The sequence below is a fragment of the Egibacteraceae bacterium genome (assembly GCA_035540635.1).
Taxonomy (GTDB): Bacteria; Actinomycetota; Nitriliruptoria; order Euzebyales; family Egibacteraceae; genus DATLGH01.
This window is the reverse complement of sequence record DATLGH010000079.1, coordinates 1-24,186: the sequence shown is the minus strand read 5'-3', so window position 1 is coordinate 24,186 and position 24,186 is coordinate 1. Positions and strand designations below refer to the sequence as shown.

At 71.7% G+C, this 24,186-nt stretch carries 21 protein-coding genes; 11 read left to right on the top strand and 10 right to left on the bottom strand.

The annotated features are described in order from the left end of the window. Positions 1-1,947 (bottom strand): transglycosylase domain-containing protein (locus VM324_12850; protein ID HVM00173.1); only part of this gene is annotated, 1,947 nt, incomplete at its 3' end. A gap of 55 nt (positions 1,948-2,002) precedes the next feature. On the opposite strand from VM324_12850, the gene mdh reads away from it, so the two are divergent. Beyond that, on the top strand, positions 2,003-3,016 hold the full coding sequence (mdh, locus tag VM324_12845; protein ID HVM00172.1) for a malate dehydrogenase: 1,014 nt from the start codon (positions 2,003-2,005) through the stop codon (positions 3,014-3,016). Positions 3,017-3,020: 4 nt separating this feature from the next. Next, positions 3,021-3,275, top strand: coding sequence for a hypothetical protein (locus VM324_12840; protein ID HVM00171.1), 255 nt, complete (start codon positions 3,021-3,023; stop codon positions 3,273-3,275). Between the two features lie 140 nt (positions 3,276-3,415). Here the strand turns inward: VM324_12840 and VM324_12835 are convergent, their stop codons facing one another. Both VM324_12835 and VM324_12830 read right to left on the bottom strand, forming a co-directional pair. Then, positions 3,416-4,384, bottom strand: a complete 969-nt coding sequence (locus VM324_12835) for an aldo/keto reductase (protein HVM00170.1) — start codon at positions 4,382-4,384, stop codon at positions 3,416-3,418. A 137-nt stretch (positions 4,385-4,521) separates the two neighbouring features. Next, on the bottom strand, positions 4,522-4,953 hold the full coding sequence (locus VM324_12830; protein ID HVM00169.1) for a VOC family protein: 432 nt from the start codon (positions 4,951-4,953) through the stop codon (positions 4,522-4,524). A 307-nt stretch (positions 4,954-5,260) separates the two neighbouring features. Here VM324_12830 and VM324_12825 point away from each other — a divergent pair, with 307 nt between their 5' ends. From VM324_12825 to VM324_12815, 3 genes are all read left to right on the top strand, one after another. Next, entirely contained in the window at positions 5,261-6,670 is a 1,410-nt protein-coding gene (locus VM324_12825) for a hypothetical protein (GenBank protein HVM00168.1), read from the top strand. Between the two features lie 3 nt (positions 6,671-6,673). After that, complete coding sequence (locus tag VM324_12820; protein ID HVM00167.1) at positions 6,674-8,575, top strand: nickel-dependent hydrogenase large subunit; 1,902 nt, start codon at positions 6,674-6,676, stop codon at positions 8,573-8,575. A gap of 77 nt (positions 8,576-8,652) precedes the next feature. Further along, positions 8,653-9,414, top strand: a complete 762-nt coding sequence (locus tag VM324_12815) for a hypothetical protein (protein HVM00166.1) — start codon at positions 8,653-8,655, stop codon at positions 9,412-9,414. Here VM324_12815 and VM324_12810 read toward each other — a convergent pair. From VM324_12810 to VM324_12800, 3 genes are read right to left on the bottom strand one after another with little or no spacing between them, the layout of a single operon-like run. Beyond that, positions 9,408-10,160 (bottom strand): hypothetical protein, encoded by a 753-nt coding sequence (locus VM324_12810; GenBank protein ID HVM00165.1) that lies wholly within the window; start codon positions 10,158-10,160, stop codon positions 9,408-9,410. The two genes, VM324_12815 and VM324_12810, sit on opposite strands and share 7 nt — an antisense overlap. Further along, a complete protein-coding gene (locus VM324_12805; protein HVM00164.1) occupies positions 10,151-11,374 on the bottom strand; it encodes a tetratricopeptide repeat protein in 1,224 nt (407 codons plus the stop codon). The genes VM324_12810 and VM324_12805 overlap by 10 nt, the downstream gene beginning before the upstream one ends. A gap of 9 nt (positions 11,375-11,383) precedes the next feature. Further along, complete coding sequence (locus VM324_12800) at positions 11,384-11,905, bottom strand: NifU family protein (protein ID HVM00163.1); 522 nt, start codon at positions 11,903-11,905, stop codon at positions 11,384-11,386. Between the two features lie 227 nt (positions 11,906-12,132). Here VM324_12800 and acs point away from each other — a divergent pair, with 227 nt between their 5' ends. The 4 genes from acs to orn all read left to right on the top strand — a co-directional run bounded on the left by acs (position 12,133) and on the right by orn (position 17,505). Beyond that, entirely contained in the window at positions 12,133-14,088 is a 1,956-nt protein-coding gene (acs, locus tag VM324_12795) for an acetate--CoA ligase (GenBank protein HVM00162.1), read from the top strand. 77 nt (positions 14,089-14,165) lie between these two features. Beyond that, positions 14,166-15,143, top strand: coding sequence for a tryptophan--tRNA ligase (gene trpS / locus VM324_12790; protein HVM00161.1), 978 nt, complete (start codon positions 14,166-14,168; stop codon positions 15,141-15,143). Then, on the top strand, positions 15,140-16,966 hold the full coding sequence (locus VM324_12785; protein HVM00160.1) for an ABC-F family ATP-binding cassette domain-containing protein: 1,827 nt from the start codon (positions 15,140-15,142) through the stop codon (positions 16,964-16,966). The genes trpS and VM324_12785 overlap by 4 nt, the downstream gene beginning before the upstream one ends. Then, complete coding sequence (gene orn / locus VM324_12780) at positions 16,966-17,505, top strand: oligoribonuclease (GenBank protein HVM00159.1); 540 nt, start codon at positions 16,966-16,968, stop codon at positions 17,503-17,505. Before VM324_12785 ends, orn begins: the two co-directional genes overlap by 1 nt. Positions 17,506-17,546: 41 nt before the next feature. Here the strand turns inward: orn and VM324_12775 are convergent, their stop codons facing one another. Then, positions 17,547-18,800: a Glu/Leu/Phe/Val dehydrogenase dimerization domain-containing protein gene (locus VM324_12775; GenBank protein HVM00158.1), complete on the bottom strand. Its 1,254-nt coding sequence runs from the start codon at positions 18,798-18,800 to the stop codon at positions 17,547-17,549. An 81-nt stretch (positions 18,801-18,881) separates the two neighbouring features. On the opposite strand from VM324_12775, the gene VM324_12770 reads away from it, so the two are divergent. Continuing rightward, complete coding sequence (locus tag VM324_12770; protein HVM00157.1) at positions 18,882-19,643, top strand: GDSL-type esterase/lipase family protein; 762 nt, start codon at positions 18,882-18,884, stop codon at positions 19,641-19,643. A 40-nt stretch (positions 19,644-19,683) separates the two neighbouring features. Beyond that, the gene (locus tag VM324_12765; GenBank protein ID HVM00156.1) at positions 19,684-20,538 is read left to right on the top strand and encodes a hypothetical protein; all 855 of its coding nucleotides are present in this window, start codon (positions 19,684-19,686) and stop codon (positions 20,536-20,538) included. A 47-nt stretch (positions 20,539-20,585) separates the two neighbouring features. Here VM324_12765 and VM324_12760 read toward each other — a convergent pair whose 3' ends face one another. From VM324_12760 to VM324_12750, 3 genes are read right to left on the bottom strand one after another with little or no spacing between them, the layout of a single operon-like run. Beyond that, positions 20,586-21,359 carry a succinate dehydrogenase/fumarate reductase iron-sulfur subunit gene (locus VM324_12760; GenBank protein HVM00155.1) on the bottom strand — a complete coding sequence of 258 codons (774 nt, stop codon included), beginning with the start codon at positions 21,357-21,359 and terminating at the stop codon, positions 20,586-20,588. Then, positions 21,360-23,288 carry a fumarate reductase/succinate dehydrogenase flavoprotein subunit gene (locus VM324_12755; GenBank protein ID HVM00154.1) on the bottom strand — a complete coding sequence of 643 codons (1,929 nt, stop codon included), beginning with the start codon at positions 23,286-23,288 and terminating at the stop codon, positions 21,360-21,362. Between the two features lie 20 nt (positions 23,289-23,308). Further along, positions 23,309-24,097: a succinate dehydrogenase cytochrome b subunit gene (locus VM324_12750; GenBank protein HVM00153.1), complete on the bottom strand. Its 789-nt coding sequence runs from the start codon at positions 24,095-24,097 to the stop codon at positions 23,309-23,311. Positions 24,098-24,186: the final 89 nt, after the last annotated feature.

The following is a 24,186-nucleotide window of genomic DNA, read 5'->3' as shown; positions in this document are numbered from 1 at the left end:
GTCGTCGTCGGGGTCGGGGGCGGGTGAGGGCAGGGCGTCGAGGTCGATCTGGTCCGCGGCGTACGGCGGCACGTCGACGCCGTCGAGCGCCCGCTCCATGAACTGGCGCCACACCTCGGCGGGCACCGACCCCCCGGTCAGGCCGGGCACGGGCACCTGGGCCTCGGGATGGCCGACCCACACGGCGGCGGACAGCACCGGCACCGCGCCGACGAACCACGCGTCGGCGCGGTCGTCGTTCGTTCCGGTCTTGCCGATCGGCTGCAGACCCGGCAGCTGCGCCCGTGTGGCGGTTCCGCGGTCGACGACGTCGGTCAGCATGTCGACCATGGCCGCAGCAACCGCCGGGTCGAGCACCTGCTCGGCGACGGGTTCGCGCTCGTAGAGGATCTCGCCCTGCGGGTTGGTGACCCGGTGGATGAGGTAGGGCTGGGCGTGGATCCCCTCATTGGCGAAGACGCCGTACACCGAGGCCATCTCCAGCGGGGTGACCCCGTGGGTCAGCCCCCCGAGCACGATGGCCGGCCCCCAGGTCTCCCGCGGGCCGAAGGCCCTGTCGATGTTGATGCCGAGCCTTCCGGCGAGGTCGACCGTCTCCTCCACGCCGCTCTGGAGGATGAGCTGGGCGAACGCGGTGTTCACGCTCGCCACGAGCGCCTCGTGCATGGTCACCCTGCCATGGTTGCTGCCCTCGAAGTTCTCGACCACGAACGGCTCGACCGCTCCGGGGACGTCGAAGCTCGCCGGCCCGTCGCCCCGCAGCCGGGTGGTCGGAGGGATGCCCTGCTCGAGAGCGGACGCGGCGGTGACCGGCTTGAGCGCGCTGCCGGGCTGGCGACGGCCCTGCGTGGCGAGGTCGAACTGGACCTCGTCGAAGTCCTTGCCGCCGTGCAGCGCGAGGACCCCGCCGTGCACGGGATGGATCGCCGCGAGCGCGCCCGTCGGTCCGGTCGAGTCGGGGAAGGCCGCGTTGACGACCTCGGCCGCGGCCTGCTGGAGCCGGGGCACCACGGTCGTCTCCACGTTGAGCCCGCCGTGGAAGAGCAGCTCGATACGCTCTTCCACCGTCTCGCCGAACGTCTCGTTGTTGAAGAACTCCCGCTTGACCGCCTCGATGACGTAGGGCTCCTCCGGCGACCGGTCGCGCGGCGGCACGACCTCGACCGGCGCCGTGCGGAGGCGACGCGCCTCGGCTGCGTCGAGGTAGCCCTCGTCGGCCATGGCCTGCAGCACGATGTCCCGGCGCCGCTGGGCCCCTTCGGGGTTGGACCGGGGGTCGAGCGCGCCGGGGGAGCGGATGATCCCGGCGAGCAGCGCCGCCTGCTCGACGGTCAGGTCCTCGACGAGGACGCCGAAGAACTGCTGCGCGGCCGCCTGCACCCCATAGGAGCCGGCCCCGAAGTAGACCTGGTTGAGGTAGCGCTCGAGCAGCTCGTCCTTGCTGTACTCACCCTCGAGCGCCCGGGCGACGGAGATCTCCTCCAGCTTGCGGCGGATGGTCTCCTCACCGGTGAGGAAGTTGATCTGCGCGAGCTGCTGGGTGATCGTCGACGCGCCCTGCTCCACCCCGCCAGCCCGGAAGTTGGCCAGGGCCGCGCGGAAGATCGCGTTCACGTCGTAGCCGTCGTGCTCGTAGAAGCGGCGGTCCTCCGCCACGAGCACCGCGTGGCGCACGTGCTCGGGAATGCGGTCGAGGGGGACAGCCTCACGGTCGAACTCGTCGGCGAGGACCGCGAGCGCGGTCCCGTCCGCGGCCCGCACCACGGACCGCTCCCGGAGCCCCGGAAGGTCGGTCTCGGGATCCCCGGTCACCTCGACGGTGCTCGCGGCGAAGGCGATCAACGGCCCGGCCGCGAACCACGCGACGATGCTGCCGATGAGCAGCATGCCGGCCAGAACGCCGCCGACCAGCGCCACGCGCGCAAAGCCGCGCTCAGTGCTAGGCACGGTTGTCATCGTGGTGCGAATCTGTCCGGTCGCCAGGCTCGCCAAACGAGCCCGGATGGCCGTGTCGTGGTTGGTGGGGGAGCGGCAGCGGGGTAGGCTCGCCATCCGCGGGCCGCACAAGGTGCAAGGAGCGCACATCGTGAAGATCACCGTCGTCGGGGCCGGCAAGTACGGCTCCACCACGACCCAGCGCATCGCCGAGGCGGACTACGCGGACGAGGTCGTCATGGTCGACATCGTCGAGGGGCTGCCGCAGGGCCTCGCGCTCGACATGAACCAGTCACGCCCGATCGAAGGCCACCACACGAAGGTGACCGGCACGAACGACTACGCCGCCACGGCGGACAGCGACATCGTCGTCGTCACCGCCGGCAAGCCTCGCAAGCCCGGCATGAGCCGCATGGACCTGTTGACCGACAACGCCAAGATCGTCGGCGGCGTCGCGCGGGACGTCGCCGATGCCTCACCCGACGCGGTCGTGATCGTCGTGTCCAACCCGCTCGACGAGATGACCGCGCTGTTCTGGAAGGTCTCCGGCTTCCCGTCCGAGCGGGTGATGGGGCAGGCGGGCATGCTCGACAGCGCGCGCTTCGCCGACAAGATCGCGGAACGGGTCGGCGTCGCCCCGACGGCGGTGACCGCCCTCACCCTCGGCTCCCACGGGGAGACGATGGTCCCCGTGGCCTCGCAGACGACGGTGGAGGGCAAGCCCGTCACCGAGGTGCTCGACGAGGCGGCGCTCGACGAGCTCATCGCGGCCACGCGCGACGGCGGCGCCGAGGTGGTTGCGCTCCTGAAGACGGGGTCCGCCTACTACGCGCCGTCCTCCGCGGCGGCGCGCATGGTCGAGGCGATCGCGAAGGACGAGAACGAGATGATGCCGGTCTGTGCGTGGGTCACCGGGCAGTACGGACTGTCCGACGTCTACCTCGGCGTCCCCGCCAGGCTGGGACGCGGCGGCGTCACCGACATCGTCGAGCTCGACCTCACCGACGACGAGCGCGCCGCCCTGGCGGCGGCCGCCGACGCGGTGCGGACCAAGCAAGCCGACGTCGACGCGTTGGTGTAGCGCCATGGGACGCGAACGCCGCAGACCGACGGAGCCCACACGCGGGGAGCGGGTGCGCCGCCGCCTGGCGGACCAACCCGAGCTCGAGCTCGACGACGAGGAGCTGCGCGCCCTGGCCGACGAGGGCATCGACCCGGAAGACGTCCGCCGCCTCGCACGCGAGCGCCGCGACCAGGACGAGGCGAGCGAGCACGACCGGGACACCGCACGCGACGAGCTCGAGGGACTCGTGCGTATCCAGGACGACGACTACGCCTGACCCCGCAGGCGGCTGCGGGTCGCCTGGGCGGCGCGGGCGGCGCGCAGGTAGCGCAGCTCCGCTCGGGCAGGCGCCACGTCATCGACGATGAGGCAGCGCGCCACCCGGCGAAGTTGCTTTGCTCACGAGCCGCGTCGGTGTCACCATGCATACGCCTCGGGCGCCGGGCCGGGCCCGGGGAAGATCTCGTCCAGCTGCTGGAGGGTCTTGTCGTCGACGGTGACGTCGAGGGCCCGCAGGTTGCCCTCGAACTGCTCCATCGTGCGCGGGCCGATGATCGGCGCGGTCACCGCCGGCTGGTACAGCAGCCAGGCGAGGGCCATGTCGGCGGGGTCCTCCCCGCGGTCGTCGCACAGGGCCTCGTAGCGCTCCACCTGGTCGCGGATGCGCGCGAGTCGCCGCTGGGAGCGCTCGGACGCCGAGCGGCCCTCACGCTCCTTGCGGAGGATCCCGCCGAGAACCCCGCCATGCAGCGGGCTCCACGGGATGACGCCGATGCCGTAGCCCTCGCAGGCGGGCAGCACCTCCAGCTCGACCGAGCGCTCGGCGAGGTTGTACAGCGACTGCTCGCTGACGAGCCCCATGAAGTGGCGGGCGCGCGCGGCCTGCTGCGCCTGGGCGATGTGCCAGCCGGCGAAGTTCGACGAGCCGACGTAGAGCACCTTTCCCTGCGCGACGAGGGTCTCCATCGCCTCCCAGATCTCCTCCCACGGCGTGCTCCGGTCGACGTGGTGCATCTGGTACAGGTCGATGTAGTCGGTCTGCAGGCGGCGCAGCGACCCCTCGCACGCGGCGACGATGTTGCGCTTGGACAGGAACGTGTCGTTGGGCCAGTCGCTCATCGACCCGTACACCTTGGTGGCGAGCACGGTCTTGTCGCGGCGTTGGCCGCCTTGGGCGAACCAGCGACCGATGATCTGCTCGGTCCAGCCCTCCCCCTTGCGCCAGCCGTAGACGTTGGCGGTGTCGAAGAAGTTGATGCCGCGTCCGAGCGCGGCGTCCATGATCGCGTGGGAGTCCTCCTCGGAGGTCTGCGGTCCGAAGTTCATCGTCCCGAGGCACAAACGGCTGACCTCGAGCCCGCTGCGGCCGAGGTGCGTGTAGTCCATGACGTCTCCTTGGTCTTCGCGTCGGCGCTGCTGCCGGACGGCGCCTGCGTGCGTCAGGGCATCACGGTCCAGGCCCGACGGGATCACGGTCCCCGGCCCCCCTACCCACCGCTGCGGGGGGTCGGAACGCCGCCTTGTCAGACGGCGAAGACCTGGGAGTCGTCGGCGAACGCCTTGAACTCGAGGGCGTTGCCCGCGGGGTCGAGCAGGAACATCGTCCACTGCTCGCCGGGCCGCCCTTCGAAGCGCACGTAGGGCTCGACGACGAACACGGTGCCCGCCTCGCGAAGTCGGTCGGCGAGCCGGTGGAACTCCGGGATGGTGAGGATCAGCCCGAAGTGCGGCACGGGGACGTCGTGGCCGTCGACGGGGTTGTGGATCCGCTCGGAGGGCCCCGGCGCGTGGTGGGTGACGAGCTGGTGCCCCTGGAGGTTCCAGTCGATCCAGACGTCGGCGCTCCTGCCTTGCTCGAGGCCGAGCACCTCGCCGTAGAAGTGGCGCGCGGCGGCCAGGTCGTCGACCGGCACGGCGAGGTGGAAGCGCGGGATGGGAGAGTTGGGAACGGTCACTGGAGTGCACCTGCCTGCCGGACGCTCGGGGGTACGCCGTCGGGCGGTGTCATTGCCGCGAACCCCGTCGGTCAACCGGGGCGTCCCTGCACGCGGGGCATCCACTCCGTGGTTCGCGAGCCCGACTCCCTCGCCGGCGTCGCCGTCCCGGGCGCGGACCGTGGCGAGCGCTGAATCGGCGCCTGCCACCTGCGGGCGCCCCAGGGGCCACGTGGCGTCGTGTGCGGTGCACGGTCGTTGTCGAGCGCATATAGGTGCGGCGGCGCGGGTACCTCGCCGGTGACGACCATACGAGACGGGAGGCACCATGCCACGCCGCACAGCGGAGATGACGCCCGGCGGCAACAGCAAGGCGAACGGCCAGTCGCAGAAGACCCCCGCGGAGCGGCTGCTCGACGCTCTGGGCCCCGTGGAGGGGTCCTTCGACTTCGACGAGATCGGCGACTTCGGGCTGCCCGCGCGCACGTACATGGAGGACCTGCTCGCGCCGGTCGCCACCGGCGGTCCCCAGAGCCGGCTCGGGCCGCTGGAGAAGATCCACGTGTTCTGGTTCGCCGGGATGAGCTGCGACGGGTGCTCGGTGTCGGTCACCGGCGCGACCACCCCGTCGCTCGAGAGCCTGCTCCTCGGCACGCATCCCGGCCTGCCGCGGATTGTCCTGCACCATCCGGTGATCAACCACGAGTCCGGGTCGCACTACGCGGCGGCGGCCGTGCGGGCGGTCAACGGCGAGCTCGACGCGCCCTACGCGATCATCCTCGAGGGCTCGATGACCGACGAGACCCTCGCGATGGAGACCGGTGGGCACTGGGCCGGCAACGGCGAGGCGCCGTGGGGGCCGAACGGCGCGCACCGCACGGTGACCGCCGAGGAGTGGATCGCGAGGATGGCCCCGGGCGCGGCGGCGGCGCTCGCCATCGGCACGTGCGCGACGTGGGGTGGGATCCCCGCGTCGCACGGCAACCCGACCGGCGCGATGAGCCTCATGGACTTCCTCGGCAAGGGCTACCGCAGCGCGTTCGGCCTGCCCGTCGTGAACGTGCCCGGCTGCCCCCCCATCGGTGACAACTTCAACGAGACCGTCGCAGCGATCCTCTACTTCCTCCAGGGCTTCGGGCCGCTGCCGGAGTTCGACGAGCTCGGCCGACCGGCGTGGCTGTTCTCCGAGACCGTGCACCGCCACTGCGTGCGGGGCGCCTACTACGAGGAGGGCAGCTTCGCCGAGGAGTTCGGCGACCCCAACTGCCTCGTGGAGATCGGCTGCTGGGGGCCGGTCGTGAACTGCAACATCACCTCGCGCGGCATGGTCGAGCACGTCGGCGGCTGCATGAACGCCGGCGCGCCCTGCGTCGGCTGCACGATGCCCGGCTTCCCCGACAAGTTCACGCCGCGCTGGAAGACCCCGCCGGGGTCCAAGGCCTCGACGAGCGCCTCCCGGCTGCTCGGTGGCGTCATCCGACCGCTGCGGCTGTTCACGAACGAGCACCTCAACCGGGAGATGCGCTGGGACCTCCACGAGGACGTCCCCAGCGGATGGGCACCGGCGAAGAGCGAGCCGGGGATCGTCGACCGGCTCGGCCACAAGTTCTACGACCGCCTGCGGCGCTCCGACGACCGGTCCCGCGGCGACCATCAACCCCGCGGCAAGCGCGGCGAATGGACGCAGCGGGAGGACCCGGCCCTGGAAAGGGTGCTGCCGGGCGGAGAGGAGCGTTAGCCCATGTGCTTCAAGAACCTGCCCATCGACTTCGACGCGAATGGCAAGGCGACGCTGCGTGGCGGCATCCCCGACCCGTACTCGGTGGCTGCCACGAAGCCCGACGCCGGCAAGACCGACGCCGAGCGCGAGGAGGACATCCACCGCTTGATGGCCCGCAACGGGCACATCAAGGAGATGAACATGGACCCGGTGACCCGCATCGCCGGCGCCATGGCGCTGAACGTCACCGTCGACCTCGAGGAGGGCCGCGTCCTCGACGCCCGCTCGCAGGCACCGCTGTTCCGTGGGTACGAGGTCATCGCGATGGGCCGCGACCCCCGTGACGCCACCTTCATCACGTCGCGGGCGTGCGGGGTCTGCGGGGGGGTGCACGCGCACGCTGCCGCGTACGCCACCGAGATGGCGATGGGTCTCGCGCCCCCACCGATGGGCACGGTCGTCCGCAACCTCGGCGAAGCCGCGGAGATGGGCTACGACAACCCCCTTCACCTCTACCTGCTCGCCGGTCCCGACTACTGCGAGGCGGTCGTGAAGGCGACGACGCCGTGGTTGTGGAAGAAGGCGGAGTCGTGGAAGTGCGTCGGCGTCGACAGCCACGGGTTCTCCACGATGGCCGAGCTCATGACGGCGCTGAACCCGCTCACCGGGTCCCTCTACCGGGAGGGGCTCGACTTCACGCGCATCGCGCGCAAGCAGTTCCTGCTCCTCCACGGCAAGTACCCGCATCCGGAGAGCATCGTGCAGGGCGGTGTGTCGTCGACGATCACCCTGCAGACGCTCAACGAGTTCCACTCGCGCCTCAGCAAGATCTTCGACTACGCCCAGCGTATGGTGGCGATCTGGGACGACATCACCGAGTTCTTCTACGATTGCGACGAGCGCTACAAGCAGGTCGGCGCCCTTCCCGTCAACCTCATCGACACGGGCTTCTGGGACGACCCCTACGCCTACGACGCCACCTACAAGAACGCGAACGAGTGGGGCGAGCGCCGGTGGTCCACCCCCGGCGCGATCGTCGACGGCGAGCTCGTCACCACGCGGCTCACCGACCTCAGCATGGGCCTCGAGGAGTTCGTCGAGCGCGCTTGGTACGAGCCGTGGGAGACCGGTCCGTACGACACCGACCCCGCCGGCAACCCGATCAGCCCGTACCACCCGTGGAACAAGCGGACGCTGCCGCAGCCCGGGGAGCGCAGCTGGAAGGAGAAGTACACCTGGTCGACCGCGCCGCGATGGGACCGCAAGGTCATGGAGGCCGGGGCCTACGCCCGCCTCTTCCTCACCGCGATGGCGCGCAAGCAGCCGGCCAACGACTTCATCGAGGCGACTGGCACGAGCCTGCGCATGCGGGTGCCGAAGGGACTCACGCCCGAGGTCGAGCTCGAGTGGCGGGTCCCCGAGGTGTGGAACGCCTTCGAGCGCAACCGGGGCCGGGCGTACCACTACCTGTTCAGCCAGCTCGTGTCGCTCGCGAGCGTGCTCCAGGCCTACGACCTCATGCGCAACGGCGAGAAGCGCGTCGCCGCCGTCCGCGCCGAGGACCTGCCGAAGCACATCCCCGACGGACCCGCCCTCGGCGCGGGCTTCTGGGGCGCCGGGCGCGGGTGGCTCACGCACTTCGTCTCGCTCAACGAGGGCGTGATGGACAACTACCAGATCATCACCCCCTCGACGATCAACGCCTCGCCGCGCGATCCGTGGGACCAGCCCGGGCCCTACGAGCAGGCGGTCATGAACACCCCGATCCTCGAGGACATCTCCGACCCGTCGCGGTTCACATCCGTGGACGTGCTGCGGGCCCTGCGCAGCTTCGACCCGTGCATGCCGTGCACGACGCACGTCGACACCGGGCGGGGAAGGATCACCCGGGAGGTGAACACCTGCGCCTGCACGGTCGACTGACCCCGGCTGCCTCCAACCCCTCCGGCAGCGCCGGTAGCGATAATGCCCACGGTGAACGCCGAGACGAGGACGTGGGGGTGACGACGCTCGTCGGGGGTGTCGGTGAGCTCTACCAGGGCGACCTCGACTTCGGGCGCGTGGTGGTGCAGCGCCTGGCGGGGCGCGACCTCGGTCACGACGTCCTCGTGGAGGAGCTCCACTACGGGGCGGTCGCGGTCGCTCAGCGCCTCGAGGACGTGCGCCCGCACACGCTCGTGCTGGTCGGCGCGACGCCGCGCGGGCGGCAGCCGGGCACGGTCGAGCGCCGGCGCATCAGGCGGCTGGAGCTCGACCCCGCCGACGTGCAGGTCGCCGTCGGCGACGCCGTGACGGGCTACGTGGGCATCGACCTCGTCGTCGAGGTCGGCTGGGGCCTCGGAGTCCTGCCGCCGCGGACGCTCACGATCGAGGTGGAGCCGGCCCCGGTGTCCGGGCCGTCCGAGGAGCTCTCACCACCCGCCCGCGCGGTGCTCGACCGGGTGTGCGCGATGGTCTGCGCGGAGGTCCGCCGGGCTCCGGTGCTCGAGCTCGCCGACGAGCTGCGCGCCCGTCTGGCCGGGGAGCCGGCCGAGCCGTCACCGGCGGTCGACGCGATGCGCGAGCTGCTCGGGCAGCTAGCGGTCCTCGATGACGAGGGCCGCTGGGGGGCGACCTTCCGCTGCCGTGACCGGCTGCGCGCGGCGGTCACGGGCGGCGAGACCGGTGACGCGATGTCGAACGTCGACTGGGCGCTTTGGTGGACGCTCATCGAGGAGCTCGATCGGCTCGGGGCCGTCGACGCGGTCGAGGACCGCTACTGAGGCTGGCCCGGCGCGGCCTCGGCGTCCTCGAGCACGCCGAGGTGCTGGGGGCGAACGGCCACGCGGCTGCCCTTCGCGGTGCGGAGGACGAGGGCCCCGTCCGGGAGGCAGTCGACGGCCTCCCCGGTGACCTGGGGCCCGCTCGGGCCGAGCGGCACGAGCCGGGCGCGGACGGTGCGACCGAGCGTTGCGCACCGCGGGACGTAGTCGGCGAGGACCGCCCCTGACGCGCTCGCGCACCGGTGCTCGATCGCGGCCACCGTCTCGGCGAGCAGCCCCGCCCGCGGCGGTCGCGCCCCCTCGACGAGGACGGTGAGCACCGCCCACTCGACCCCTGCCGCGTCGAGTGCCGCGTGCACCGCGACGGCGGCGGTCCGCCGGCCCGCCACGCCGCGATCCACGACGTCGGGCCAGTGGATCGCGGCGTCCTTGCCCGCCACGTCGGCGAGCGCGCATGTCGCCGCGGTGTAGAGCCACCCCTCGCGCTCCGCCGGCAGGCGCTGGCGCACGACGAGCGAGAAGCCGAGGCCCTCGCCGGCCCGCACCTCCCACGGCATGCCGGCCCGCCCGCGTGGCGCCGCCTGGTAGTCCGCCACGACGACCGCCCCCCGCGGTGCGCCGGCGCGAGCCCACGACCGCGCCTCCGCCTCGGTCGACAGCAACGCGGGGAACGCGCGGCTCGCCCGTCCGGGCAGCGCGGCCCGCACCGCCTCGCCCGACAGGTCCTGGGGAGCGTCTACCCCCACGGCGCCTCCTCCCCACGGGCCTGGGCGATCCGGTCGAACGTGTCCTTCAGGCGCAGCCGCTGCGGCTCGTGGAAGCGCACCATGGCCCGCCCGACGTCGTTGCGGAAACGGTCGCGCGCCGGCTCGTCGCGGGTCGCGAGGGCGGCGAGCGTGTCCGCGGCGACGCGCTCGAGCTGCTCGGGGGAGCGCTCGAGGAGCACGCCGAGCCAGGCGGCGGCGAGGTCGGCGCCCCGGCCCTCCCGGGCGAGCTGGCCGTCGATCCAGGCGCCGAGGGCCTCACGCCGCTCGGGCGGGTCGGCGTCGACCCACCTGGCCACCTCGTCGCGCAGCACCCTCGGCCAGCGGTCGGCGGGCTCGGCGTCGAGCACGGCGACGAGGTCGCCGTCCGGGGCGCCGAGCCGGTCGAGAACGCCGGTCGCCTGCTCTGCGACCGGCGGGGGAGGGGCGGGCCGCACGCCGAGCGCCTGGGCCGCCGCGAGCCGGGCCCGGGGCGCGTCGCCGGCGCGCTCGTAGGCCAGAGCGAGGTTGGCTTTCGCCATCGCGTACCCGTCCGGGCGCACCCCGCGAGGGTGGGCTGCGGCCGCGGTCTGGAACGCCGCCGCGGCCGCGGCGGCGGCGCCGTTCGCGAGGTGGGCGAGACCGAGGGTGTTCGCCGCCGCGCCGAGGCTCGGCTGGTCCCCCGTGCGCTCGGCGAGCGCGACCGCCCGATGGAGCGTGGCGACGGCTGCGGGGACCTCGCCCGCGGCCAGCTGGGCGCCGCCGAGCTCGCGGGCCGAGGCGGCAGCACGGGGCGCCAGCCGCTCGGCGTCGAAGCGGTCCAGTGCCCGGGTGAACGCGTCGATGGCTTCCCGGGGACGGCCCTGCTCGCCAAGGACGAGGCCGAGGTTGTGCAGGGCGGCGCCCTCTTCGGCCACGAGGTGCTCCGCGGCGAAGGTCGCCGCAGCCGCGGCGAACGTCTCGGCCGCTTCCGCGTGGCGGCCACCGGCGCGCAGCGCGGCGCCCAGCAGGTTCTCCGCCTTCGCACGTTCGGCCGGCAGCGGAGCGAACAGCCGCACGGCGACGCGCAGGGCCGCCGCCGCCCCCATTGCCCGGCCCTGGCCGAGCAGCACGGACCCGAGGTGGAACTGGGTGGTCGCGTGCTGCACGGGAAAGCGCTCGGCGGTGTAGGTGCGCAGCCGGCGGCGCAGCTCTTCGAGGGCGGCGTCGTCTGCCAACGCGCCCGCCTAGTCCGGGCGGGGCATGAGCTGCAGCAGCGTCGCGCCCGGCGGGGGATGCGGTGGGGCGTCGTCCTCGGCCACCTCCACGCGGGCGAAGCCGGGGAAGCCCTCGCGCAGGGCGGTCTCGATGCCCTCCTGCAACGTGATCGCCGAGGCGCTGCAGCCGGCGCACTCCCCGGCCATCCGCAGCCGCACGACGCCCTCGTTCACCTCGACGACCTCGACGCGCCCGCCGTGCGACGCGATGTAGGGCCGCACGGACTCGAGGGCGGCCTCGGCGGCGGCGTGTTCGTCGACGCCGACCGCGTAGGCGTCGAAGAGCCAGGCGACGGCGGGATCGCGGTCGCGCAGGTGCGTCACCTCGTCGGGACCGAGGACCCGGCCGAGCCGCTTGAGCGCGGCACGGTGGAGGGCGTCGACGCCGTCGAGGAGCTCGAAGACCATCCCCCGCACGGGCTCCTCGGTGCGCTCGGCCTCCTCGAGCAGGCGCTCGAGTCGGCTGAGCAGGTCATCGAGCGTCGCGGTCACAGCACAGCCTCCTCGCAACCATCGGGTCGAGGTCATCTTCCCCGACCGGGCGGGGGGCCGACACCTCACCAGGACTCCCGGTCGCCTATGACCCGCACCGGTCGGCTAGATCGACGACGGTGAACGTCGAGCCCGCGGGCCCAGGGCGAACCCGATCCCCGAGACCTGATCGTGGGTAGGCTCCGGCACGACCCGAGCCGCTACACCTCGAGCCAGGAGCGCGTCTCATGTCCGAGCCAGCGATCGAGAACCTCTACCGCGAGGGCCGCACCTTCCCGCCGCCGGCGGACTTCACGGCGAGCGCCCTCGTCGCCGATGAGTCGGTGTACGAGGAGGCCGAACGCGATCCGGAGGCCTGGTGGGTCTCCCATGCCGAGCGCCTGCGCTGGATGAGGCGGTGGGACACCGTCTGCGAGTGGACCCCCCCGCATGCGAAGTGGTTCGTCGGCGGGCAGCTCAACGTGTCCGACAACTGCCTCGACCGCCACGTGGAGGACGGCTACGGCGACCAGATCGCCTACTACTGGGAGGGCGAGCCGGGTGACACCCGCACGCTGACCTACGCCGAGCTGCGGGACGAGGTCGCCCGCTTCGCGAACGCCCTGAAGGGCCTCGGCGTGGGGAAGGGCGACCCGGTGACGATCTACCTGCCGATGATCCCCCAGCTGCCCGTCGCGATGCTCGCGTGCGCGCGCATCGGCGCTCCCCACTCGGTGATCTTCGCGGGCTTCTCGAGCAACTCGGTGGTCGACCGCGTCGAGGACGCCGACTCGCACGTGCTCATCACCGCCGACGGGTCCTACCGGGGCGGCAAGATCGTGCCGCTGAAGGAGTCCGCGGACGAGGCGATGCGCAACACCGACAACATCGACCGCTGCATCGTCGTCCGGCGCACCGGGGAGGACGTGCCGTTCACCGAGGGTCGGGACCACTGGTACCACGACCTCGTCGAGGGCGCCTCCACCGAGTGCCCGCCGGAGCCGATGGACGTCGAGGACGTCCTCTACATCCTCTACACGTCGGGCACGACCGGGAAGCCGAAGGGCATCGTCCACACCACCGGGGGCTACCTCACCCAGGTGTCCGCGACGCACCGTCTCGTGTTCGACCTCAAGCCCGACAGCGACATCTACTGGTGCGCGGCCGACATCGGCTGGGTGACCGGCCACAGCTACATCGTCTACGGCCCGCTCGCCAACCGGGCGACCTCGGTGATGTACGAGGGGGCTCCCGCCTACCCCGCCAAGGACCGGTTCTGGGAGATCATCGAGAAGTACCGGGCGACGATCCTGTACACCGCACCGACGGCGATCCGCTCGTTCATGAAGTGGGGCACCGAGCATCCGGCGGCGCACGACCTGTCGTCGCTGCGCCTGCTCGGCAGCGTCGGAGAGCCGATCAACCCGGAGGCCTGGGTCTGGTACCACGAGCACATCGGCGGCGGGCGCTGCCCCGTCGTCGACACCTGGTGGCAGACGGAGACCGGCTCGATCATGATCACCCCGCTGCCGGGGATCACCGCGGCGAAGCCGGGCTCGGCGATGCGCGCCTTCCCGGGCGTCAAGGCGGTCGTCGTCGACGAGGGCGGGAAGCCCGTCGAGCCGGGCGGCGGCGGCTACCTCACGCTCCAGCGGCCCTGGCCGTCGATGCTGCGGACGCTGTGGGGCGACGACCAGCGCTATCGCGACACCTACTGGTCGCGCTTCGGCGAGGACGTCTACTTCGCCGGTGACGGCGCGAAGCTCGACGACGACGGCCACATCTGGCTGCTCGGGCGGGTCGACGACGTCATGAACGTGTCCGGCCACCGCCTGTCGACCACCGAGATCGAAAGCGCCCTCGTCGACCATCCCGCGGTGGCCGAGGCGGCGGTGACCGGTCGCCGGGACGAGACCACCGGCCAGGCCATCGCCGCCTTCGTGACACTGAAGGGCGACCAGCAGGGCGACGACGCGCTGGCCGCCGAGCTGCGCGAGCACGTCGCCAAGCGCATCGGCAAGATCGCCCGCCCGGCGAACATCCTGTTCACCGAGGACCTGCCGAAGACCCGCTCGGGCAAGATCATGCGCCGCCTGCTGCGCGACATCGCCGAGGGCCGCGCGCTCGGTGACGTGACGACGCTCGCCAACGCCGACATCGTGAGCGAGATCCAGTCGCGAGCCACGGCCGGCGCCGAGACCTGACGCCGCGCCTCTGACACGAACGCCGCTCGTCCGTACCATGCGGGCGAGCGGCGTCGACCCACGAGGAGAGGCGGACGGTGGCGAGGGTGTTGAGCGGCGTGCAGCCCACGGGCGCACCGCACATCGGCAACTACCTGGGCGCGTGGTCGCGGTGGGCTCGCGACCAGCAGCCCGGCCACTTCTTCTGCGTCGTCGACCTCCATGCCATGACCGTGCCGTACGAGCCCGCCCAGCTGCGCGCGCGCACGGCCGACGTCGCCACGTGGCTCCTCGCCTGCGGGCTCGACCCCGACGTGGCGACGGTCTTCGTGCAGTCGCACGTGCGCGAGCACAGCGAGCTCGCGTGGATCCTGAACTGCGTGGCGACGATGGGCGAGCTGCAGCGCATGACCCAGTTCAAGGAGAAGTCCGAGGGCCGCGAGTCGGTCACCGCCGGCCTGTTCACCTACCCGGTGCTGCAGGCCGCCGACATCCTGCTCTACCAGGCCGAAGAGGTGCCCATCGGCGACGACCAGCGCCAGCATCTCGAGCTGTGCCGCGACGTGGCTCAGCGCTTCAACCACCACTTCGGTGAGACGTTCACCGTTCCCGTGGCGACCTTCCCGAAGACGGGCGCGCGGGTCATGGACCTGCAGAACGACGACAAGAAGATGTCGAAGTCGCTGCCGCCGACCGGGACGATCCTGCTTTCCGACGACGAGCCGACCACCCGCAAGAAGATCAAGCGGGCGGTGACCGACTCCGGCGCGGAGGTACGGGCCGCACCCGACAAGCGGGGGGTGACCAACCTGCTCGACCTCATGGCGGCCGTGACCGGCAAGGACGTCGCCGACCTCGAGGCGCACTTCGTCGGCAAGGGCTACGGCGACTTCAAGGCGGAGCTCGCCGAGGCGGTCAACGGGGTCCTGCGCCCGGTTCGTGACCGCTACGCCGAGCTGTGCGACGATCGCCCCGCCGTCGAGGAGGCCCTCGTCAAGGGCGCCGACCGGGCACGGGAGGTCGCGGCCACGACCATGGTCGCGGTCCGCGAGCGGGTCGGGTTCTTCAAACCGTGACGGTCGCGAGCCTTGAGTCGGTCACGAAACGCCACGCCGAGAAGGTCGTGCTCGACCGGGTCACCCTCGGTGTGGCCCACGGGGACCGGATCGGCGTGATCGGCGCGAACGGCAGCGGGAAGTCCACGCTGCTGCGTCTCGTCGCCGGCGCCGAGACCGCCGACGAGGGACGCGTGGTGCTCGGCAACGCCGTGCGGGTCGGCTACCTGCCCCAGGACCCGGTGATGGACGCGGCGGCCACCCCCCTGGACGTCGTGCTCGCCACCCCGGCCGGCTTCGACCCGCTGACCGACCGGGCGGACGTGCAGCGCGAGGCGCACGCCCGCGCCACGCTCGACCGGCTCGGGGTCGCCGATCTCGACAGTCCGGTCGGCGTCCGCTCCGGCGGGCAGCGCAAGCGGATCGCCCTCGCGCGGGCGCTCGCGCAGCCGGCGTCGCCCGAGGGCGCCGACGCGGCCGGCTCCCTGCTCGTCCTCGACGAGCCGACGAACCATCTCGACGTCGACGTCATCGAGTGGCTCGAGCGGGAGCTGCGGGCGTGGCGCGGTGCGCTGCTGCTCGTCACCCACGACCGCTACCTCCTCGACCGGGTGGCGACCCGCGTCGTCGAGGTGCACCGGGCGGCCCTCCACGTCTCCCCCGGCTCGTACGCCGACTACCTCGAGGCGCGCGCGACCCGCGAGGAACAGGCGGCGGCACGGGAACGCAAGCGCAGGGGCCGCGCCCGCGTCGAGCTGGCCTGGCTGCGCCGCGGCCCGAAGGCGCGGACGTCGAAGGCGAAGTTCCGGGTGGAGCGCGCGGCCGAGATCATCTCGGCCCGACCGGAGCCGACGCGCGACGAGCTCAGCATCGGCCTGCCGTCGCGGCGGATCGGCGGCAAGGTCGTCAACCTCCACAACGTCGGGAAGCGCTTCGGCGACACGGTGGTCCTTCGGGGCGTGGACTACAAGCTCGCGCCGGACGACCGCATCGGCATCGTCGGCCCGAACGGCTCCGGCAAGACGACGCTGCTGCGCCTCATCGCCGGCCAGCTCGAGCCCGACGAGGGCAAGGTCGTCGTCGGCGACACGGTGGTGACCGGGGTGTACGGCCAGGAGGCGCCGGCGTTGCCGCCGCGCACCCGGGTGCTCGACGCGGTCCGCGAGGTCGTGGGGGAGACGAACACCGTGGAGGGGATCACCCTGTCCGCGGCCGAGCTCGCCGAGCGGTTCCTGTTCACCCCCGAAGCGCAGAAGGCGCACGTCTCCGAGCTGTCCGGCGGTGAGCGCCGGCGCCTGGAGCTGCTGCGGGTGCTCGCCACCGCCCCCAACCTCCTGCTGCTCGACGAGCCGACCAACGACCTCGACCTCGACACGCTCGCCGTCCTCGAGGAGTTCCTCGACGGGTGGGCGGGGGCGCTCGTCGTCGCCACGCACGACCGCTTCTTCCTCGACCGGGTGTGCGAGCAGGTCTTCTCCATCGAGCCCGACGGGTCGGTCGCCCACCATCCTGGCGGCTGGAGCGCCTACCGGGAACGCGAGCTGGCAAAGGCGGCCGAGCGCAGGCGCAGCCGCCCGCCGCCGCCCGACCGCGTGCCGGCGTCGGGGCGCACCGGCGAGCGACCGGGCAAGCTGTCCTACGCCGAGCGGCGGGAGCTCGCCGCCCTCGAGCGGCGCATCCCCCACCTGGAGGGGCGAAGGACCGCCCTCGAGGAGACCGTCCAGCGCGCCGGGGGCGACTACGCGCGCGCGGCCAGCGCCGGCACGGAGCTCGCCACGGTGCTTGCCGAGATCGACGCAGCCGAGACCCGCTGGCTGGAGCTCATCGAGCGGCAGGAGCCCTGATGGACAACCCGCTGGTGTGGATCGACCTCGAGATGACCGGTCTGGACGCCGAGCGCGACCTCATCGTGGAGGTCGCGGCGATCGTCACGGACGGGACCCTCGCGACGGTCGTCGAGGGCCCGCAGCTCGTGCTCCACGCGCCTGACGACGCCCTCGACGCGATGGCCGATGTCGTGCGGGACATGCATGCGAAGTCGGGGCTCACCGAAGCGGTCCGGGCGTCGGACCTCACCGTGGCCGACGCGGAGGCCCGGGTGCTCGACTTCGTCTGCTCCCACGTGCCGAAGCCGCGCTCGGCACCGCTTGCCGGCAACACCATCTCCGCCGACCGCATGTTCCTGCGCCGGTACATGCCGACGCTCGAGGCCCACGTGCACTACCGCAACGTCGACGTGTCGACCGTGAAGGAGCTCGTGCGCCGCTGGTATCCCGACGTCTACGCCGCCCGGCCCGCCAAGGAAGGCGATCACCGCGCGCTGGCGGACATCCGCGAGTCCATCGAGGAGCTGCGCTACTACCGCCGGACGGTGTTCCGGTGAGCCATTCGCCCGCGCGCGCGGGCGGTGAGCGGCCCCGGTTCCTACACGTAACCGCGGAGGTGGGCCGCCGTGGCCACCCGGTCCACCGCGATGGCGAAGGCGGCGTGGCGCAGGTCGGTGTCGTGCATCCTCGCGTGGTCGCGGACCTCCTGGTAGGCGCGGGTCATGTGCTTTCCGAGCTCGCTGTTCACCCGGTTCTCGTCCCAGTGGAACTGCTGGATGTTCTGCGTCCACTCGAAGTAGGACACCGTCACCCCCCCGGCGTTGGCGAGGATGTCGGGCAGGACAGTGATCCCGCGCTCCTCGAGGATACGGTCCGCGTCGGGGGTTATGGGATGGTTGGCGCCCTCGACGACCACCTGGGCGAGGACCCGGTCGGCGTTCGCCTTCGTGATGACGCCGCCGAGCGCACAGGGCATGAGCACGTCGACGTCGAGCTCGAGGAGGTCCTCGTTGAGGATCGCCTCCCCGTCGGGGTAGTCGACCACCGACCCGGACTCGCGGACGTGCGCCATGAGGTCGGGCACGTTCAGCCCGCGCGGTGCGGAGATCCCGCCGTTGACGTCGGACACCGCCACGACCCGGTAGCCGGTGTTCGCCGCGAGCCGGGCCGCCCAGGAGCCGACGTTGCCGAACCCCTGAACCGCGACGGTGAGGTCCTCCGGTTGACGGCCCATGTCCCGGACGGCCTCGTTCAGGACCATGACCGCCCCGCGCCCGGTGGCGGCGTCGCGGCCGAGCGACCCGCCGAGCTCCACGGGCTTGCCCGTCACGATGGCCGGGGTGTGGCCGGCGCGCTGCCCGTAGGCGTCCATCATCCACGCCATGGTCTGCGCGTTGGTGTTCATGTCCGGCGCCATGATGTCCCGGTTGGGGCCGACGATGTAGGAGACCTGCGCCATGTAGCGGCGGGTGAGCCGCTCCCTCTCCGCGGACGACAGCTCCCCGGGGTCGACCTGGATGCCGCCCTTGGCGCCGCCGAAGGGCAGCTGGACGATAGCGGTCTTCCACGTCATGAGCGCGGCGAGCGCGCGCACCTCGTCGAGGTCGGCGTGGGGGTGGTAGCGGACACCCCCCTTGTACGGCCCGCGGGCCCCGTTGTGCTGCACGCGGTAGCCGTAGACGGTCTGGACCGTGCCGTCATCCCGTCGCAGCGGGATCTGCACGCGGATCTCGCGGTACGTGCCGGACAGCACCTCACGGGTCTGGTCGTCGATCCCCACCGTGTCGGCCACCTCGTGGAAGAACAGCGTGACCGCCTCGAAGGGGGTGAGCTCTCCGCCGATGTCTGCCATGTCGCCAGTTCCTGTCGCCGTCGGCGTCCGTCCGCATTGGCATCTACCCTGGCCGGCTGCCGTCAACCAGAAAGGCGCCGAGTGACACGCCTCGCCCTGCCGGTGCTCGTCGTGCTGGCAACCGTGGCCGCGTGCGCGCCGGTCCGTGAAGCGGTCGCACCTCCGGCCGAGGACCCCCCACGTCCATCACGGTACGTGGCGGTCGGTGACTCGCTCGCCACCGGGGCAGGCGCTCAGCGGGGTTATGCGGAGCGTTACGCCGACCACCTGCGGGCCGACGGGGGTGGGTCGGTGCGGTTCACGAACTTCGCGCGTGACGGCTGGACGAGCGCCGACCTCCTCGCCGCGCTGGAGGGCGACCCCCGCTTCGCCGACGCGCTCACGCGAGCCGACGTCGTGACGATCGACATCGGCGGCAACGACCTGCTGCGCGCGCAGGCACAGTTCCTTGCGGGTGAGTGCAGTGGAGAGGACTGCCTGCACGATGCCGTCGACGCCTTCCAAACCAACTGGGACGCCATCGTCGTCGCCGTCGACCGACTCGTGGCCGAGGACACCGTCCTCATCACGATGGACCTGTACAACCCGTTCGTCGCGCCGCTACGGGCGTTCGGCCTCTACGAGCGCCTACAGCCGTTCCTCGACCGGGTGAACGAGCACATCCGGCGGTCGGCGGCCGAGCACGGCATGACCGTGGCGCCGGTGCACGCCGCCTTCAACGGCCCCGAGGGCCTTGCCGACCCGGTCGTGCAGGGGCTCATCGCCGAGGATCGCCTCCATCCGAGCGACGCGGGGCACGCGGTCATCGCCGAGCTGCTCGCCGAGCATGCGGGAGGTTCGTAACCTCGGATCTGGGTAGGGCCTGTCGAGGGAGTGATGCTGCATGCGACGACTGATCGCCGGGCTCACGCTTCTTTCGCTGCTCGTGACCGGCTGTGGGACCGAAGGTCCGGGGCCGCGGGAGGCGGTGGCGGCAGCCGCGGAGCACACGGCCGAGGCGGGGACGGCCCGCATCGCCATGACCTTCGCCCAGGAGTCGGAGGGCTTCTCGATGACCCTGTCGAGCGAGGGGGTCATCGACTTCGTCAACAACCGGGCGGAGCTGCGCATGGAGATGCCGGGGATGCCCGAGGGGGCGGACGGCGAGGGCGCCATCACGATGATCGCCGACGGCACCGTCCTCTACACCCAGCTGCCGATCCCCGATGCCCCGACGCCCTGGATCCGCATTGACGCGGCCGAGCTCGGCAGCGCTGCAGGCGGCTTCGGCGGGTCCGCCGGAACGCAGAACCCCTCGGAGGCGCTCGACTACCTCCGCGGGGTGTCCGACGACGTGACCGAGGTCGGGCGGGAGGAGGTCCGCGACGTCGACACCACCCGCTACGAGGGAACCGTCGACCTGAACAAGGCGGTCGACGAGCTTGCCGAGGAGCACCGTGAGCAGGCCCGGCGCAGCGTCGAGATGCTCGGCACCGACGAGCTTCCCGTGGTCGTGTGGATCGACGACGACGGCCTGCTGCGGCGGATGACCTACGAGATGGACCTTTCCCGTATGCAGGTCCCCGAGACCCCCGACGGTGCTCCTGGCGACGCGCCGATGGCCCAGCCGCAGGGCACCGCCACGGTGACCATGGAGTTGTACGACTTCGGCGTCGAGGTGGACATCGCCCCTCCGCCCGACGACGAGGTCACCGACTTCGGCGACATGGAGCTGTTCGATCCGCCGGAAGGCTTCTGACCGCCGGCCGACGGCGGGTCACGGCTCTCTGCGCCATCCTCGACCCGCTAACGCCGTGCGGCGCGGCCGCGGACGCGGGCCCTGCGGTAGTCCTTGTTCAGCATGGCGATGAAGTCGATCGAGATCTCCTTCGGGCACGCCGCTTCGCACTCGCCCATGTTCGTGCACGACCCGAAGTACTGCTCCATGACATCGACCATGTTCGTGGCGCGGCTGTAGCGCTCCGGCTGGCCCTGGGGCAGCACCGACAGGTGCGCGTGCTTCGCCGACGTGAACAGCTGGGCGGCGCCGTTGGGGCATGCGGCGACGCACGCGCCACACTGGATGCACGACGCGGCGTCCATCGCCCGGTCGGTGTCCTCCTTGGGCACGAGGATGGTGTTCGCGTCCTGGGGGCTGCCGGTGTTCACCGAGATGTAGCCGCCGGCCTCGACGATGCGGTCGAGGGCGCTGCGGTTCACGACCAGGTCCCTGATGACGGGAAACCCCGCCGCGCGGAACGGCTCGACGGTGATGACGTCGCCGCTCGCGTAATGGCGCATGTGCAGCTGGCACGTGGCGGTGCCCCGCTGCGGCCCGTGCGCCTGCCCGTCGATCATCATGCCGCACGAGCCGCATATCCCCTCGCGGCAGTCGTGGTCGAAGGCGATCGGCTCCTCGCCGGCGAGGACGAGCTGCTCGTTCACGACGTCGAGCATCTCGAGGAACGACGCGTGCTCGCTGATGCCCCGGGCCTCGTAGGTCTCGAACCGCCCAGGGGCATCGGGCCCCTCCTGGCGCCACACGCGGAGGGTGAGGTCGAGCTCGCCGCCGGCGGCCATCTACCTGTAGCTCCTCTGCGTCGGCTTCACGTACCTGAACTCGAGGGGTTCCCGATGCAGGGTCGGCGCGCCGCCGGCGCCGCCCCAGCCCCAGGCCGCCACGTAGGAGAAGCGGGCGTCGTCGCGCAGCGCCTCGCCGTCCTCGGTCTGGTGCTCCTCGCGGAAGTGGCCGCCACACGACTCCTCCCGGTGGATGGCGTCGCGGCAGGTGAGCTCGGCCAGCTCGAAGAAGTCCTCGACGCGTCCCGCCCTCTCCAGGGACTGGTTCAACGTCTCGTTCTCGCCGAGGACGCGGACGTCGGTGCGGAACTCCTCGCGCAGCGCCGGGATCTCCGAGAGCGCCTTCTCGAGCCCCGAGCGGTTGCGCGACATGCCGCAGTGGTCCCACATGATCTTGCCGAGCTCGCGGTGGAACCAGTCCACCGTGCGGCTCCCCTTGACGTCGAGGAGCCGGCGCACGCCCTCGCGCACGCCCTGCTCCGCCTCCACGAAGGCCGGATGGTCGGTCGGTACGGGCCGCTCGCCGAGCAGCGGGGCGAGGTAGTCCCCGATCGTGTAGGACAGCACGAAGTAGCCGTCGGCGAGGCCCTGCATGAGCGCGCTGGCCCCCAGGCGGTTTGCGCCGTGGTCGGAGAAGTTCGCCTCCCCGATGGCGTAGAGCCCCGGGATCGTCGTCATGAGGTGGTAGTCCACCCACAAGCCGCCCATCGTGTAGTGCGGCGCCGGGTAGATGCGCATCGGCACCTCGAAGGGGTCCTCCCCGGTGATGCGCTCGTACATCGCGAAGAGGTTGCCGTACCGTTCGGCGATGCGGTCCGGACCGAGGCGACCGATCGCGGCGGAGAAGTCGAGGTAGACGCCGTTGCGCAGGGGACCGACGCCCCGGTGCTGGTCGATGACGACCTTCGCGTTGCGGCTCGCGACGTCGCGCGGCACGAGGTTGCCGAACGCGGGGTACTTGCGTTCCAGGAAGTAGTCCCGCGCGTCCTCGGGCACCTCGTGGGGGGGACGGGTGTCGTCGGGGTCCACCGGCACCCAGATGCGCCCGTCGTTGCGCAGCGACTCGCTCATCAGCGTGAGCTTCGACTGGTAGTCACCGCTCGCCGGGATGCAGGTCGGGTGGATCTGGGTGAAGCAGGGGTTGGCGAACAGCGCCCCCCGCCGGTGCGCGCGCCACACCGCGGTGGCGTTGGACGCCTTCGCGTTCGTGGACAGGTAGAAGACGTTGGAGTAGCCGCCCGTGCCGAGCACGACCGCGTGGGCGGAGTGGCTCGTGATCTGGCCCGTCAGCAGGTCCCGGACCACCACCCCGGCCGCCCGCCCGTCGACCACGACGACGTCGAGCATCTCCGCGCGGGGGTAGAGGGTCACCGAGCCCGCCTCGACCTGGCGGGCCATCGCCTGGTAGGCGCCGAGCAGCAGCTGCTGGCCGGTCTGCCCGCGGGCGTAGAAGGTCCGCGACACCTGCGCCCCGCCGAACGAGCGGTTGGCGAGCAGTCCGCCGTACTCGCGGGCGAACGGCACGCCCTGTGCGACGCACTGGTCGATGATGTCGAGGCTCACCTGGGCGAGGCGGTAGACGTTGGCCTCCCGCGCCCGGTAGTCGCCGCCCTTGACGGTGTCGTAGAAGAGCCGGTGGATCGAGTCGCCGTCGCCCTGGTAGTTCTTCGCGGCGTTGATGCCTCCCTGCGCCGCGATGGAGTGGGCGCGCCGCGGCGAGTCGTGGAAGGTGAAGACCTTGACGTTGTACCCGAGCTCACCGAGCGTCGCGGCCGCCGACGCGCCGGCGAGACCGGTGCCGACGATGATGATGTCGAACTTGCGCTTGTTGTTGGGGTTTACGAGCTCGAGGCTGAACTTGTGGTCGTCCCACGCCTCCGGCAGCGGACCGGAGGGCGCCCTCGCGTCGAGTCGCACGTCGCGGTCCATAGGTCGACAGCTCCCGGTCGCTAGGAGACGAGGCCGGTCATCACGGCCACGGGGAAGCTCACGTTGCCCCCCACCACGAGCACCGAGAAGCCGATGGCGAAGTTGCGGCGCCAGTGGTTGAGGCGGGGGTTGTTCCAGCCCATCGACTGGAACAGGCTCCACGCCCCATGGTAGAGGTGCAGCCCGAGCGCGAGGTTCGCGAGGATGTAGAACAGCGACACGGGCACGCGCTGGAAGCTCGCGACGACGTTGCCGTACACGTCGTGGCGGTGGAAGTCGGGGTTGGCGACGCCGAAGGTGAGGTCGGCGAGGTGGAAGACCACGAACAGGAGCACGATGACGCCCGACCAGCGCATCGTGCGGGCGGCGAAGTCGGCGGCCACCCAGTCCCGGCGTGACGCGTAGCGGCGTGGACGCGCCCGCAGGTTCATCCGTGTGAGCTGGTAGGCGGCGACGATGTGGAGCACGAAAGCCACGAGCAGCACGGCGCGCACGACCCACAGCATGGAGCTCTCGGGAGCCGCGGGGGCACCGAAGAGCCGCAGCCAGTCGGCGTACTCGTTCATCGACTCGCGGCCGAAGTACAGCTTGAGGTTGCCGAGCATGTGCAGGAGGAGGTACGCCATGAGCACGACGCCCGTGAGGGCCATGACGTACTTCTTGCCGAGGCCGGAGCGGTAGAGGTTCACGAGCCAGAAGCGGCTCTGGACCTGCTCCGGACGGGCCGGTCGGGCCTCCCGGGCGCCCGGGGCACGCGGTCCGGCGTCGGCCGCGCCGGGCCCTCGGGCGGTCGCGGGGGGTGGCGGCATCCCAGTCCTCCGATTTCGTCGCGGCCAGGCTACCGCGCTACCCGTTTCGCGCCGAAGGGCCCCCCCGGGGGGCCACCTTCGGCGCGAAA

Bases quoted from the DNA above. Each gene is read 5' to 3' on its own strand.
- VM324_12765 (HVM00156.1), top strand. From the start codon at position 19,684: ATGCGACGACTGATCGCCGGGCTCACGCTTCTTTCGCTGCTCGTGACC.
- acs (HVM00162.1), top strand. From the start codon at position 12,133: ATGTCCGAGCCAGCGATCGAGAACCTCTACCGCGAGGGCCGCACCTTC.
- VM324_12835 (HVM00170.1), bottom strand. From the start codon at position 4,384: ATGGACTACACGCACCTCGGCCGCAGCGGGCTCGAGGTCAGCCGTTTG.
- VM324_12750 (HVM00153.1), bottom strand. From the start codon at position 24,097: ATGCCGCCACCCCCCGCGACCGCCCGAGGGCCCGGCGCGGCCGACGCC.
- orn (HVM00159.1), top strand. From the start codon at position 16,966: ATGGACAACCCGCTGGTGTGGATCGACCTCGAGATGACCGGTCTGGAC.
- VM324_12825 (HVM00168.1), top strand. From the start codon at position 5,261: ATGCCACGCCGCACAGCGGAGATGACGCCCGGCGGCAACAGCAAGGCG.
- mdh (HVM00172.1), top strand. From the start codon at position 2,003: ATGGCCGTGTCGTGGTTGGTGGGGGAGCGGCAGCGGGGTAGGCTCGCC.
- VM324_12820 (HVM00167.1), top strand. From the start codon at position 6,674: ATGTGCTTCAAGAACCTGCCCATCGACTTCGACGCGAATGGCAAGGCG.
- VM324_12755 (HVM00154.1), bottom strand. From the start codon at position 23,288: ATGGACCGCGACGTGCGACTCGACGCGAGGGCGCCCTCCGGTCCGCTG.
- VM324_12775 (HVM00158.1), bottom strand. From the start codon at position 18,800: ATGGCAGACATCGGCGGAGAGCTCACCCCCTTCGAGGCGGTCACGCTG.
- VM324_12760 (HVM00155.1), bottom strand. From the start codon at position 21,359: ATGGCCGCCGGCGGCGAGCTCGACCTCACCCTCCGCGTGTGGCGCCAG.
- VM324_12840 (HVM00171.1), top strand. From the start codon at position 3,021: ATGGGACGCGAACGCCGCAGACCGACGGAGCCCACACGCGGGGAGCGG.